The sequence below is a fragment of the Bradyrhizobium sp. 23 genome, from assembly GCF_023073295.1.
Taxonomy (GTDB): Bacteria; Pseudomonadota; Alphaproteobacteria; order Rhizobiales; family Xanthobacteraceae; genus Bradyrhizobium; species Bradyrhizobium canariense_D.
In genome coordinates this window covers 115106-127969 of record NZ_JADPJF010000109.1, presented here as the reverse complement: position 1 = coordinate 127969, position 12864 = coordinate 115106, and the positions used below count along the sequence as shown (strand labels likewise).

12 protein-coding genes are annotated in these 12864 nt (G+C 59.3%); 5 read left to right on the top strand and 7 right to left on the bottom strand.

Annotation, left to right across the window (positions count from 1 at the left end; genetic code table 11):
* Positions 1-1072 precede the first annotated feature (1072 nt).
* Complete coding sequence (locus IVB32_RS28215) at positions 1073-2140, bottom strand: cytochrome-c peroxidase (RefSeq protein WP_249804628.1); 1068 nt, start codon at positions 2138-2140, stop codon at positions 1073-1075.
* 991 nt (positions 2141-3131) lie between these two features.
* On the opposite strand from IVB32_RS28215, the gene IVB32_RS28210 reads away from it, so the two are divergent.
* Complete coding sequence (locus tag IVB32_RS28210) at positions 3132-3497, top strand: hypothetical protein (RefSeq protein WP_247412040.1); 366 nt, start codon at positions 3132-3134, stop codon at positions 3495-3497.
* A 534-nt stretch (positions 3498-4031) separates the two neighbouring features.
* Positions 4032-4325: a hypothetical protein gene (locus IVB32_RS28205; RefSeq protein ID WP_247412039.1), complete on the top strand. Its 294-nt coding sequence runs from the start codon at positions 4032-4034 to the stop codon at positions 4323-4325.
* Between the two features lie 28 nt (positions 4326-4353).
* On the opposite strand, the gene IVB32_RS28200 is transcribed toward IVB32_RS28205, so the two are convergent.
* The 3 genes from IVB32_RS28200 to IVB32_RS28190 all read right to left on the bottom strand — a co-directional run bounded on the left by IVB32_RS28200 (position 4354) and on the right by IVB32_RS28190 (position 7291).
* Positions 4354-5139 (bottom strand): IS4 family transposase, encoded by a 786-nt coding sequence (locus tag IVB32_RS28200; RefSeq protein WP_247412037.1) that lies wholly within the window; start codon positions 5137-5139, stop codon positions 4354-4356.
* Positions 5030-5788 (bottom strand): transposase DNA-binding-containing protein, encoded by a 759-nt coding sequence (locus tag IVB32_RS28195; protein WP_247412033.1) that lies wholly within the window; start codon positions 5786-5788, stop codon positions 5030-5032. The genes IVB32_RS28200 and IVB32_RS28195 overlap by 110 nt, the downstream gene beginning before the upstream one ends.
* A 486-nt stretch (positions 5789-6274) precedes the next feature.
* A complete protein-coding gene (locus tag IVB32_RS28190) occupies positions 6275-7291 on the bottom strand; it encodes an IS110 family transposase (protein WP_247412029.1) in 1017 nt (338 codons plus the stop codon).
* Positions 7292-7339: 48 nt separating this feature from the next.
* On the opposite strand from IVB32_RS28190, the gene IVB32_RS28185 reads away from it, so the two are divergent.
* Positions 7340-7618 (top strand): transposase, encoded by a 279-nt coding sequence (locus IVB32_RS28185; RefSeq protein ID WP_247412026.1) that lies wholly within the window; start codon positions 7340-7342, stop codon positions 7616-7618.
* A gap of 214 nt (positions 7619-7832) precedes the next feature.
* Here the strand turns inward: IVB32_RS28185 and IVB32_RS28180 are convergent, their stop codons facing one another.
* Positions 7833-8210: a helix-turn-helix transcriptional regulator gene (locus tag IVB32_RS28180; protein ID WP_247412023.1), complete on the bottom strand. Its 378-nt coding sequence runs from the start codon at positions 8208-8210 to the stop codon at positions 7833-7835.
* A 90-nt stretch (positions 8211-8300) separates the two neighbouring features.
* On the opposite strand from IVB32_RS28180, the gene IVB32_RS28175 reads away from it, so the two are divergent.
* Both IVB32_RS28175 and IVB32_RS28170 read left to right on the top strand, forming a co-directional pair.
* Positions 8301-8897 carry a hypothetical protein gene (locus IVB32_RS28175; RefSeq protein WP_247412020.1) on the top strand — a complete coding sequence of 199 codons (597 nt, stop codon included), beginning with the start codon at positions 8301-8303 and terminating at the stop codon, positions 8895-8897.
* Between the two features lie 101 nt (positions 8898-8998).
* On the top strand, positions 8999-10372 hold the full coding sequence (locus IVB32_RS28170; protein WP_247412018.1) for a hypothetical protein: 1374 nt from the start codon (positions 8999-9001) through the stop codon (positions 10370-10372).
* On the opposite strand, the gene IVB32_RS28165 is transcribed toward IVB32_RS28170, so the two are convergent.
* Both IVB32_RS28165 and IVB32_RS28160 read right to left on the bottom strand, forming a co-directional pair.
* Complete coding sequence (locus IVB32_RS28165) at positions 10373-11062, bottom strand: hypothetical protein (protein ID WP_247412016.1); 690 nt, start codon at positions 11060-11062, stop codon at positions 10373-10375.
* A complete protein-coding gene (locus IVB32_RS28160; protein WP_247412014.1) occupies positions 11059-12660 on the bottom strand; it encodes an adenylosuccinate synthetase in 1602 nt (533 codons plus the stop codon). Before IVB32_RS28160 ends, IVB32_RS28165 begins: the two co-directional genes overlap by 4 nt.
* Between the last annotated feature and the right edge of the window lie 204 nt (positions 12661-12864).

The window sequence follows — 12864 nt, the reverse complement described above, 5'->3', positions numbered from 1 at the left end:
CCGTCCTTGTCATTCGGCAGTCCAGTTGCAGCTCGCTCCAGCATCTCGGTAAGACAGGCCGCGACGCAATTCGGCGCTTCGATCGGGCGCGCGTCGACTTTTTTTATCACCGCTTGCGGAAGCGTGACGCGGTGAGCCGACGCCGGCACGCGGCACCGAGTGCAGCGACAACGAGGCCTGTCTGATGATGAGCGCGAGGCGCTGCTCCCACTACAGACGGACACCACTAGAGCGGCTCGATCAGCGCGGGCTACCTAGGGGGTGTTTGGCAGGCCGTCCGCAATGACGCTCCCGTGCATCCGACCCACCGCCATGCAACGGCCTTGGCAGGCGAACTCTATCCCGTCTGGGCGGACAGCGCGAGCCGCGCCCGGAGTGTCGCCATAGCTCATGCGCCCGGTGTCGGCTGGACGCGGACACTGAGAGTCACGAGGAGCAGGAAGCTCACTGGGCGGCCGTAACGGAGATGCGGGAGAGGGTCGGCCAAAAAATTAGAGAAGCTGCTCGGGCCCATCGTGGACCGCGTCTTACTGACCAAGGGCATCCGCGGCGTGGACAGCGAATCGCGCGCTCTCTTGCTCACCGGCTTTTGATGGCGCTGAGGGACGCGATCGCAAGCCGGCACCACAACGCTGGCCGAGACTATTCGTCCGACCCCAAGGCGGGCCTCTCGCACCCGTGGAAGCGACCACAGACACCTGCCAAGCGCTTGATGCAACGTGGGCTCGATCAAGCGCGGGCATGGCAGTCGGCCTTCAACGGCCGCGGCCCCTGGTGGAATGCCGGGGCCAGCCCCATGAACGACGCTTATCGCGCCGCCTTTTTTCGTGCATCTCGGTCTGCCGTTCCTCATTGGACTGCACCGCCATCTCAATCGGGCTTGACTAACCGCGGTATACGGGTCCGTACGTAGGGTGGTGTGGGAGGGGGAAGCCGCGAGGCTTCCTCCTACCCGATCGCTTGGTTATGAGTGACAGCACGGGATCATTCATTTTAACGTCATTGCGGGACGCCGGGTTCTTGCGTCGCATCTGTTATCATTCGGCAAGATATGAGGCCGGTGCTGATAATCCTATCTGTCTATTGAAGGCTTTGGCGTCGTGTTCGTACGGGTGGGTAGTATCGGATACTCGATCTTAGGTAGCCGCCCGGTAAGCGAATTCAGGAACGCGACAATGTCGTTTTCTTCCCCATCGCTAAGCTTGGCGCCGAGCTGGATTTCACTCATCAGGGCAACAGCTTGCTTCAGGCTCCAAACCTGGCCCGAATGGAAGTAAGGGGCTCGCAAAGCAACGTTCCGCAACGGCGCAGCGCGGAAGACATATTCGTCGCCGACCGCCTTGGTGACCGCGAATCGGCCCTTATCGGCTTGCGGAAGCAGGGTTGCGTCCGGCTTCTTCATCACGCCGAACTGGAAGTAGGCCTGTCCACCAACATTGATTCCATTGTGGCAAGAGGAGCATCCCTTCTCCATAAACAGCGCCAACCCTGACTTCTGCTGATCATCGAGAGCATGTGTATTGCCCTCCAAATACTGATCGAACGGGGCCGCAGGTGTGATGAGAGTGGCTTCAAAAGCCTCGATTGCCTTCGCAAAGTTTTCAAAGCTGACCGGTCTAGCCTCGTTCGGGAAAGCATTTTTGAACAACACGACATAGCTGGCCATTGAGTTCAAGGTGTCGAGCACATGATCCGGAGTCGCATTCATTTCGGCACTCGCCTGCACAGGGCCAGTTGCTTGCGCCTTGAGGTCCGCGGCGCGTCCGTCCCAGAATTGCGCCGCATTGAAGACCGCGTTGTAGACGGTTGGGGCCCGACGTAGGCCGACCTTCCAGCCGTGACCGACTGAGGTCGGACCGGCATCGACTCCGCCGCTGCCGAGATTGTGGCACGTATTGCAGCTAATGATCTCGCTTGCCGATAGCCGTGGATCGAAGAACAGAATCTTGCCAAGCTCGACCTTTTCATGCGTGACTGGATTGTCCTTTACCGCAGGAATGACTGAGGGGATCGGATGGAAGATCTGCCTGGCGGCTCTCATCAGATCATCGTCCGCGCTAGCTCCTGACGACATCAACAGGCCAATCGCCAAAACAGATGCTTCAGCCACAAGCCGAAGCTCCCGGATCGATTTGTTCATACACCCGCCTCATCAGTTCTGATTCACATCAAGAAAACAGTCGAAAGCGATGCCACACTCTGTTCCCTCAACGGGCCGGCGCAGCATGCACCGGATCCTGTGAAGCGAGGCTGCATCAAATGTTCGATTTCGAGGTGCTCGCTGCCGGCGTTCGCCCAAGAGGCTTTAAGCCGTTATTTGATTCGCGAATTCGCTTTGAGCTTAGATCACGACCTTGGTAGATCAGACTAGCGCCTCACCCTTCGGAATGATGGCCGATCTGACAACAATAAGCGTGCCGAAAAAGGATAATCTGTCCGGTGGCCGCATCGGTTCTCCATTGAGCGATTGGGTGGCCAATACGCTCCAGCGAAGTTGATCTATCCGTGTTGCACCGCTGGTCGCGCTCAGCGCTCACGGTGCCGCTGGACAATAGCAACCCCCATGCCAGTCTTGCATCTGACATGCAAGCTGCTGATTTAGTTACAAAACGAGTCCGGGCTGCCGAACAACGTCGGATGTCTTGCTTTGATGAATACATACAGTGTCACAGATGCGACAAGCGCCAGCCCGGCTAGTTTTGTGATGAGATCCGATTGCCAGGCTTGCCGGCCACACGTGGCACGGCGGTACAAAGATCAACGCTGGCCTACGGCGAGACACTGAGCCGAGGCGCCCGGCGGTGCGCATCGCTCACGATTGCGCCTGCCCTGCCGACTGAAGGCTCGCCGACTCATATCCGGGTCGGCTCTTTGCGCGCCGCCTCCAAAATCGCGCTCGTTTGTAACAGACGAGCCCCGAAAGCCTGAACATGGCTTGTCTTGAATCCCACCTGGGGTTCGCTGGCATAGCAATTGCCCATCTCAAATCTGTTACCTAGACTAGAGTTTGACGGTAAGACCGTCCGATTTACTTCGACACCAGCTGAAGTGCCGGCCTGACACCTGATCGGGCCGCGTGTGGGTTGGGATAAGATAACCATTTCGACCCACTCAGGGCCGAGTGGCAGCTTTTGAAATCCAGCGCGCTGGTCGCAAAAATCGCTGAACTTCTGCAGAAGCAATGGTCACTTCGTGCTCTTGCGTTGAAAGACTTCCGTACAACTGGCTGGTTCAAGTTAGATATGGCGTCGGTGATGGCTTCGATTGACGATCGATTAAATGAGATCCGACACGTGCGGAATGACATTTGGCGCTGTCGAAGAAGGCTTAAAAGCGAGCTGAGTGATCTCGAGCGTAAGGTTCTCGAAGATCGCCTGCTTGAGCGGCAATCTGCCTTTGAACGGCTCCTAGCGACCACGTTTCCTTTTACATTGACACTGTCAAGCAAAATTCGGGAGCCGCAGGTCATTGGCGCGCAAAATGGCGTCGGCTCATAGAACGCATGCGCCTGCGTCAGAAACGTAGGCTCCGTCGCCGCGGACCGCCGCGCCATCATGGCCGCCGCCGAGCTGAAATGCGTCGGTCCTCAGCCTTTTCACCGATGTGCTGGCCCGTGGCGCACCGTGAGCGCCGATAATGAAACCGTTCGGGCCGGCCATCCAGGACCACGGCTGGGGGACACCGATTGCGCCGTTTCTGCGAAACCGCGGTCACCATGAGCAGCTTTCATCGACAGAGCGATCGAAGAAAGCTTGAATCGGCCGTAGCGTCAGATTGTACAGAGCAGGCGAACGATACTCCAGACTAGGTGTAGCCGAATGAGAAGAGCCGTTATCGCTTTTGCATTATGTTCCGCTCTCGAGCTGCTCGGGCTAAGCGCGAGCGCGGTTGCGGACACAAGGCGGTACGCGTGCACGATCACTGCCGCCGATAGAGAGCCGGTCGGAGTTCGGAACGAGCGGGTCATTCTCACGGTTCAATATGGCTGCCGGATCGCGGATGGTCTCTCGAGTGACGCGGGGATTACAGCAGTGTCGGTCAGCGAGTGGGCTGCTGATAAAGGAACGTACCTAGCGTCCGTGGAATTTCACCGCGCGCTGGGGGGAGTTGCAATTGGGCAACTCTCGGAGGCGACCGGCTTCTCTAGCATGGAAGGCGAGCAAGGCATTGCGGTCGCAACTTCCGGCACGACAGTATTCAAGTTCGCATCTGGCTCATTGGCAGCCCTTTCAGGGAAGACCCTTAAATTCACCACCAAACTTACTGGCCTACGTAGCTTCGAATTGGAGTTCACAGATTGGCCAGAATCTCTTTTTTGGAAGTGACTCGTGTCGTAACCGTCCGGTGAGGCTTTCAATTACCCACATTTCCAGCCGCTCCGATTTTGGCGCCGAGTTCGATATCGGTGAGTCTGGAGAGTCCGCGCCAGATGACAACATTTCCGGGTGGCGGATCGGCGGCGCTGGCCAGGTAGCCACCCAATCGTGCAAGTTTGGTCAAGTAGAATGCGAGGGTTCCAGGGCGACATCGTCGATCGCCAACGTCGCTGATGAGTTCATCGAGCAATGCGATCTCGGTGTCCGTCAAGGCCATCTTCGGTGACGCGTCTGGGGCCGTGCGATTGAGCATGGTGAGCCAGAGGACGCGCCAGCTGAGAATGCAGAAGACCGCCATCAGATTAGCGAGGCGCTCCGCGGTCCGCAGTTTCGAGTCTTCCGCCCTGCAGCCCGATTTCAGGATCTTGTGGAACATCTCGATTTTCCACCGCATGGCGTACCAGTTAATCTTCTCGATTGCCTCGGAGCGTCCGCGGACGGGTAGGTCCGTGATTAGCTTCCACTCAATGGGTTTCCGGCCCTTCGGCGCACCGCGCTCGCCGGCGTGGATTACCCTCAGGTTGAGGGCGGGATAGCGGTTTTGCTTTCCGATCGGAGGCAAGACCGCAATCCGCTTGAACTTGATCTCCAGCGCTGCTTTCGTCATCTCGCCCTTGTGGTCTCGCACGTCGATGTAATGCAGGCCCTTGACGCTAGTCTCTTCTATCTCGATCGCAATCGTATCGCCGCCATCGCCTGCCAGCCGATCGACGCAGGCGCGGACAAGGAAGTGAGCGCCAAGCTCTTGCGTCAGGCAATACAATTCGTAGATGTCGCTTTCGCGGTCGCCGATATGAATTGCAACGCTCCGGCTGTCCGAGCCGTTCGATCGATTGCCTGAGATTGTCGAGCCATCGAACGCTCTCCTTCTTCTCGATGGGAACGCGGGTCGGGTTGACCTTCTTCTTGAGTTGGGCCGTGCCCTTGAATTGTTTCCGTGTCCAGAACTTCACCGCCGCCAATCCCAGGGGGAGGCCCTCTACGGTCACCGCGAGGCTCGAATGCATCAGCATTCCGCAGACCGTGTGATGGCGCCAACGGCCACCTTTGTCCCGGCCGCTATTGACGCTCTTGGTTATGCCGATCGCGCTCGTGTTCGCGCGTTGGTAGGAGAATTCTGTGGTGTCCTGGATAAGGAGAATCGGGCCTGTACAATCATCGTAACGGGTGCGCGTGGCGGCGAAGTGGCCGCTAAGAATGTCGGCTTCCTCCACGCGCTCGTTGGCGAAAAAGCGGTAGGCTGCCTTCGTGTTCGCCCAGTCTTGGCACGCGAACGGTATGCTCCCGCCCATGCCATCACCAATTTGCCTTAACAGCTCGCCAAATCGTTGACCAAGACGGGCGTCCTTGAAAGCCGTCTTGTCGAATCTCGCGCTCAGTCCAGTGTGCGACGGCGCTTTCATCACGATCATCCTGGTGATCATCCGGGCCCGCCGACCGACGAGATATCGCACCGCTCGAACACATGAAGGCACCTCGCCGTCGCGATTCAGGTGCTCAACAATGAATCACAACCGAGTCATCTGATTCAAGATTCTTCGATCGAGCCCTCCCGCAAATGAATCAAGCACTTGTGGGTAATTGAAAGCCGGCGAGGGCCGCCTTGTTGGATTAGTCCAATTGGTGCGTAACAGTTCTTATGGACATGTGTGGACGCCCCCGTTGATGCAAAAGGAATCTTTCGAATGAGTCTAGAGCGCGCGGTCGGGTGCGGACATGTGTCCGGCCTCTGATGCGGCCGTTATATGCCGCCGGCCTGTATGGGAGTTCGCGGAGCGGGTCCAATTCAGTGATGCGCGCTCGAGGCGCGTGTCCATAATCTGGTTTTCCCGATCCCGTCTCTGACTGTTGCGCCATACTCTCCGTTCGACCTTCTCACATCGTAGACAGCGGGAGAATTAGCCCACGACGGCCGGAGCTCGATATATTCCGCCTCTCGCCATCAATGCCCAGACTATCCGCGCCATCTTGTTAGCTAGGGTGACAATCACCAGCATGGGCGGCTTACGACTTAAAATATTCATGAGCCAAGGGTTAGAAGAGCCCTTGCCCTTGCGCCTTGCCCATCGCACGGCAGCACTTGCGCCGATGATCAGCAGCCTGCGTAATGTTCGCTCACCCATGCGAGAGGTTTCACCAAGCCTCTGCTTTCCTCCGGTCGAGCGCTGCAGCGGCGTTAGACCAAGCCACCCAGCAAAATCACGGCCTTTCTTAAAGGCCTGGGCAGTCGGAGCTAACGCAACAAGCGCCGTCGCGGTAATAGGTCCTATTCCGGGAACGGTCATCAACCGCTTGGCTTGCTCATCCTCTTTAACACGATGGGCAAGTTCTTGGTCCAATTGGGTGATCTTCTCATCTAATGACCGTAATTGATCGGCGAGCAATTGCAGGATCGGTTGGGCCATCGTGGGAATGTCCGCTATCTTAGCCAGGAGCTTGGCGACGTGACAGGGACCCTTTGCGACGATGCTCCCGAACTCGGCCAAGTGGCCTCGTATCGCATTAATGATTTGGGTTCGCTGACGGACTAGAAGATCGCGAGCACGAAATACGATCGCCGCTGCTTGTTGCTCTTCTGTTTTCATCGCCACGAAACGCATGGTCGGCCGCTGCGCGGCTTCACAGATGGCTTCCGCATCGGCTGCGTCGTTCTTTTGCCGCTTAACAAACGGCTTGACGTAAGCCGGTGCGATGAGGCGAATCCGATGTCCGAATTTTGCGATCTCCCGCCCCCAATGATGACTACTAGCGCAGGCTTCCATGGCAACCGTGCAGGCCGGCTGCGTGGCGAAAAACTTAAGCACCTGCTCTCGCCGCCGCTTCTTGCGGAGAGTCACGGTTCCTGAGACATCAGAGCCATGGACTTGAAACACGTTTTTCGCCAGATCCAGCCCAATCGTGCTAACCCCTGACATAGGAACCTCCGTTTCAATGATGTTGGACGATGCCACCTTGCCACAAGGATGCTGCGAGGGGGCATCCACCCCATCAGCCATAAGCGCAGTACTCAGCTTGAACGGCTTGAGGTGGTCGAGACTGGTCGTCGTCGGCGCTGGTCGGATGACGAGAAGCTGCGGATCGTGAGCGAGAGCTTTGAAGCGCCGCGCGCTATATCGTCGACGGCACGGCGCCATGGCATATCACGTTCGTTGCTGATGACATGGGCGACGCGCGTTCGGGCCCGAGCCGATCAGCCCTCAAAGCGAACAATCTGGCTTTGCGCGGGTCGTCCTGGCCGCTGAGGTCGAGCCGGCGGTTGCTCCCACACCGCCGAGTGGGCAGATGGTGATCGTGATTGGCAGGGATCGTCGAGTGATTGTCGACGCCAGCGTCGATGCGGCAGCGCTGGCGGGTGCTGCAGGTTCTGGAGCGTCGATGATACCGATCTCTTCGAACGCACGGATCTGGATTGGGCTTCGAAATCCCAGTGCGTTAGGGCGGCCAGAGGCCTGCCTCTCACCTCCGCTTAGCGCCACGTAGGGCAGCCATACCGCCGAGGACGGCTACGAGCAGATCGGCATCTTCCGCCGTGCCGTCCCACACGGACAGTGCGCTATCGACGATGCGCTTCTTGGCGTCCTCATCTCCGTGAACACGCCCGACGAAACGCAACGGGTCAATTCCAAGTTTTATGCAAATTTGCAAGACATTCTGGCTAACCGCCCTGAAGTCTTGTGCGAGAATCCTGCTGACTTGGCCTTGGTTTACACCGGCTATTGTTGCCAAATCCGATGCAGAAAGCTGGCGCGCGCTCATCTGATCGCGGATTTCGTCCACCAGCGCTCGCTTCGATTCGCTTGCCAACTTCATGCAAATTTGCATATATAGCGGCATTCGATTTTGCAACCTTATTCAAAGGCACGTGTCCTGCGCCCGACGCCAATGGAACAAGGTTCGCATTTCGGCATATACTCGGAGGGACTGATGCCTTGGGAAGCGAACACAGTGGTTGCGGTCAGGATAGATGTCGGACCATCGATCATGCTCCAAAGCGGGGCATGGTTCGACTTCGCTGCGCCTCACGCCAGCCCCTTCACGGTCGAAGACATCGCTCATGGACTCGCTCACATCTGCCGGTATTCCGGGCAGTGCAGGGAGTTCTACTCGGTAGCCGAGCACAGCCTCCTCGTCAGTGATGTGGCCACTGGCTTCGAGTTCGAAGCGTTGATGCACGACGCTGCCGAGGCGTTCCTCGGTGACATCACCCGGCCGCTGAAGCAGATGCTGCCCGACTACAAGCGAATCGAGGGCGAAGTCGAGCGGGCGATCTTCTCCCGCTTCGGGCTTCAGACCCCGATGCCGCGCGAAGTGAAGCAGGCCGACCTCCGCGTGCTCGCCGCCGAGCAGCGCCAGATCATGCCAAGGGGAACCGACGAGTGGCTCCGGGGACTGGACGTCGTTCCCGCCCCCGTGACTGTGCGCAACCTGTCTTCGCAGGAGGCAAAGCGGGCGTGGCTGGAGCGTTTTGAGGCTCTGTTTTCGCAGCGATCGAGAGTCAATCCCCTCAGATCCGCTCGGTGAAATGCGGTGAAAACCGCTTCCCCGTCTGGACGTGAGCCGATCGCACCTGTAGCACCCGCGTTAGTTTAGTTCTGTATCGTTCTCGAGACGAGGTCTTGCATATGTCGCTCAGGAAAGACCAATCGCTCGACGAACTCGCGCGGATCGGCAACGTCGCCCAATTCGTGAGCTACTCGCCGGGCGGAAAGACACCCAATCAGCAGTTCTGCCGGATCGCCGGCTATGAGCCGAACCACCGCTTCACAACGGTACGTGACGGCCTCTACAGCCTCGTGGAACGCAGCCCCGAAGGCACGATCAATCTTCGGAGCTTCACGCCGGAAAGTCCCCGTAGCAGGGACTTCCACTACGGCCTGGGTAACGTCGATGAAGCGGAATCCTTGCTGACGAGGATGTCGGCGGAGGGTCTTTTCGTCATTGCAAACGAAACGGTCGACGTCTCAGACGGCGGCGTGTCGGGCGTCATACAAGGCGGGGTCGCGGAGTTCGCTCCCGACGACACTCCTCGTTGCGTCGAGAAAGAAGGCACGGCGTCCATGCCGTCCGATCTGGCGAAGTCGATCATCCGCATGGTTTTCGGGTTCGAGCCGGAAACGGTCGCGGCCGATCGGGGGCGTCTGGAGTTTAGCATCCATCCGAAGCCCCGCGGCTGGCGTCGGTCCCATACCCTGATGTGGGAGTACGAGGGCACCGAGTCCGCGCCGGCGCAGGCTGCAATGAAGTGGCCGAACCGGTTCAGCCAGCACATCGGCGACAAGACGTTCGGTCTCCTCGTCGCACACGCGATCGGCCTGCCCGTCCCCCGCACGACTTGCTTCTCGAGAAGGGTCGCGCCGTTCACGTTCGGTCAGGATACGGCTTCCCGCGAGGTCTGGACGCGTACTTGCCCGCGGGAACAGGAGCCGGGCCGATACACGACCGTCAAAGGATGGGCCGACCCGTTCAAGCTATTGGCGATCGAAGACCCGCAAGGCACGCAGATCCCCGCGATCCTTTGCCAGGCCGCCGTTCCGGCGACCCATTCGGGCGCAGCCATCACGGACGCAACCGGCAAATTGGTCATCGAGGGTACGGCCGGTGAAGGCGATCACTTCATGCTCGGCCGGAAGATGCCGGAGAGAATTCCGACTTCGGTAATGGCCGATGTCGGGGCTCTCTACGATCTCGCGAAGGCGTCTCTAGGCCCCGTTCGTTTCGAGTGGGTCCATGACGGTTCGAGGGCGTGGATCGTACAGCTGCACAAAGGCGCGACTGACAGTGCCGCATCGACGATCGTGCCGGGCGACGCACGGCGCTGGGAAGTTTTCCAGGTATCGCGCGGCCTTGAAGCGTTGCGTGGCTTCCTCGATGAACTACCGGGGGACGTCGGCGTGAGCATCGAAGGCGAAATTGGATTGACGAGCCACTTCGCCGACCTGTTGAGGAAGGCGCGGCGCCCGGCTCGCATCGAGAGCGCAGCGGCCGCGGGCCACTGACTACGGCCCCTCGTCTGCGGCCGTTCCTTTCTTGCGCCAAAGCTCAGTCTGCTGGCCGTTGTGGACCGAGTGTACCGCTATCGCGTGGTCGGTGATGTCCAGAACCCCGTCGAGTACTGTAAGCTCGACGACGGCGTTGCTGGCTCTTCGTTTCTTGCGCCACTGGTCGAACGGGTAATCGGCGATAGGTAGAAACGTATCGACTCCGCGCGGAGCCGGCCTGTAGATCGTGGCACCGCTATTGATCGGACTGAGCCTGATGCGATCCCGGTTCGCCTCGACCAGGCTCTTTGTGTCGAGCGTTAGCACGGTCTGCGGTCGCCCTCTGTAAGCTCGCGCACCAAGCAGTCCTCTCAGCCTGTCACGCGAGAGCCAGAAGAAGACGCGAGCATTGAGCGTTTCGAACCATTGCTCCGGCGTCGTGCCGTCGGTCAGGCACTTTTCGAGCGCGGACGCGGTCATCGGTTTCTGGTCCCGAACCACCGCATGAGGCATGCCGTCAGCGGCGATCAGAACGGACTCCGGACGCCGCGCGGACTCGAGATCGTGTCGGGCCTTGCCCTTGTACTTGTAGAGATCGAGCAGCGAGGTCGTCGACAGCAGCCCATGCTTCCGGATCGAATCCCAACTACCGTCCTCGGCCATGTGCCACAGCCGCGGGTATTGCCGGAGCAGATCCTCTTCCTTCAACGCCAACTCCTCCGGTCGATGACGCCAAAGCGCTCGAAGCGCGTGGAGATCAGCGAAACCGGCGCGTTGGCGACGCGCTCGACCTCTGCGATGAAAGTCTTGGTTTCGTCGGTGAGCTGGTCGAAACGCCGCGCCAAGCGGTTCTCGACGTTGATGTAGTCGGAGAACGAGAGGGCGATATCGGTCGCGCCGTTCAGGACGGCCGAGCGTCTAAGCTGCTCCCAATCAAATTCGGCTACCCGCCTGGGATTGCCCGACACAGAGCCGATTTCCTTTTCCTTCAGCTCCGCGGCCGGAATTCCGGAACGCTCGGCGATCTTGTCGAAGTTGATGACGATGTCCATCGGGCCCGAGGCGCCGCCGACGCGGATCGGGTATCTCCTAACCACCATGACGATCCTTCGCACCCGAGTGGGCGCAACTCCGGCATCGGCCAGACAACCGGATGCGGTCGTCTCTCGCGCCGTCACGTGCGGGTAACTGCCGTGGTGCAGGCTTAGTCCCGTTCCCTGCGTGCCCTCGATCATGATCCGCGTGCCGTTCGCATAAGCGTTCTCCAGCTCGCGCTGCACGGGCTTCACATATGGAAGCAAATCGGGATGGTTCTTCGCAAGCCGCACGCTCGGTCCGAGCATTGGCTTGTCGCTGCGATTGAGGATCTTGCGGGCGAGCGCGGCACCGGCGCCCTGCTTGGTCGAACCGATCGATCCCAAGCCGCCCTCCTGACGCTCAAACTCCCTGTCCCAATCCTCGATCACCATGGCCTGCTCGTCGATCACGAGCCGATCCGGCGTCAACCCGCAGTCCTTAATCTCCTTCAAAATCCTCTCGGGAAGAATCGTAGAGCCCGCGGCGATAAGGATCTTCGCCGTGTCATTGGACTGCGTACCGGACGGGAGCTGCCGGTAGTTGTAAGGCGGGAAAGCCACTTGATGGCCAGCATTCGGGCCTCCCACCCGCACCAGAATGTCATATCCCTGCGCTATGTGTGCGCAAACGTGCCCCTTGCCCTCGCTGCCGTACTGGCCGCTGATGATCACGTCCACGAGCGGTTCGGCGACCGCGGGGAAGAGGCCCATGCCGACGACGGCGCGCGCAAGCAATGAAGGCGGCTTGCACCTCCAGTTCTCGACCACGCGATCGGCGACGCGATCGAGAAGCCAGACTCCGCTTTCGGTGCTGTCAGCCCTGACTTGATCGTATTCCAGGCCGGTGTCGGCGACCGAGCCGCGGTCATCGTATTGCTTCTTGATCACGTCGTATGGCGCGGTCACATGGATGTGCACGAACTTCTCGCCGAACGTATCCCGCAAGTGCCCGATCTGGCCGGCGGTCCTGACGGAATCGACCAGGACGATCTCCTTCTCACCGTGCACGCGGAGATGGTCGACGACGCCGTCACGAACCCATGTGCCCCCAGTCTGCACATCCAGACGTTTGCCGGCTTCGATGAGTTCGGAGCGTTCGTTCTTGGTCCCCGCCGCGATGAGCAGGGTACGTGTCGAGATCTTGTATGCGCCGAAACGCCTTTCGAATTCCCCCGCAAGCGCGGATTTGCCGACAGCGACGGGGCCGGATAACGCGATGACGTACTTCACAAGACCTCCCTCCTCGTCCTGACGACAAGGCCGAATCCCACTCGTATATCCAGCTGATTAATCGGCGGGCAGTGGATGACAACCTAGGTATTCCCCGAGGTCTTCCAAGGCCTCCATCATCCTAACGCGCGGCTTTATTCTTCCGACGATTCAATCCCTTGTGCCAAGTTCCGTCTCGGACACCATCGCTAGCGGTTTAGTTCG

What these genes read in the sequence shown, in the direction of transcription:
- IVB32_RS28195 (WP_247412033.1), bottom strand. Translation starts at nt 5,788, where the DNA reads ATGATCGTGATGAAAGCGCCGTCGCACACTGGACTGAGCGCGAGATTC.
- IVB32_RS28170 (WP_247412018.1), top strand. Translation starts at nt 8,999, where the DNA reads ATGTCGCTCAGGAAAGACCAATCGCTCGACGAACTCGCGCGGATCGGC.
- IVB32_RS28185 (WP_247412026.1), top strand. Translation starts at nt 7,340, where the DNA reads ATGCTGCGAGGGGGCATCCACCCCATCAGCCATAAGCGCAGTACTCAG.
- IVB32_RS28215 (WP_249804628.1), bottom strand. Translation starts at nt 2,140, where the DNA reads ATGAACAAATCGATCCGGGAGCTTCGGCTTGTGGCTGAAGCATCTGTT.
- IVB32_RS28180 (WP_247412023.1), bottom strand. Translation starts at nt 8,210, where the DNA reads ATGCCGCTATATATGCAAATTTGCATGAAGTTGGCAAGCGAATCGAAG.
- IVB32_RS28190 (WP_247412029.1), bottom strand. Translation starts at nt 7,291, where the DNA reads ATGTCAGGGGTTAGCACGATTGGGCTGGATCTGGCGAAAAACGTGTTT.
- IVB32_RS28175 (WP_247412020.1), top strand. Translation starts at nt 8,301, where the DNA reads ATGCCTTGGGAAGCGAACACAGTGGTTGCGGTCAGGATAGATGTCGGA.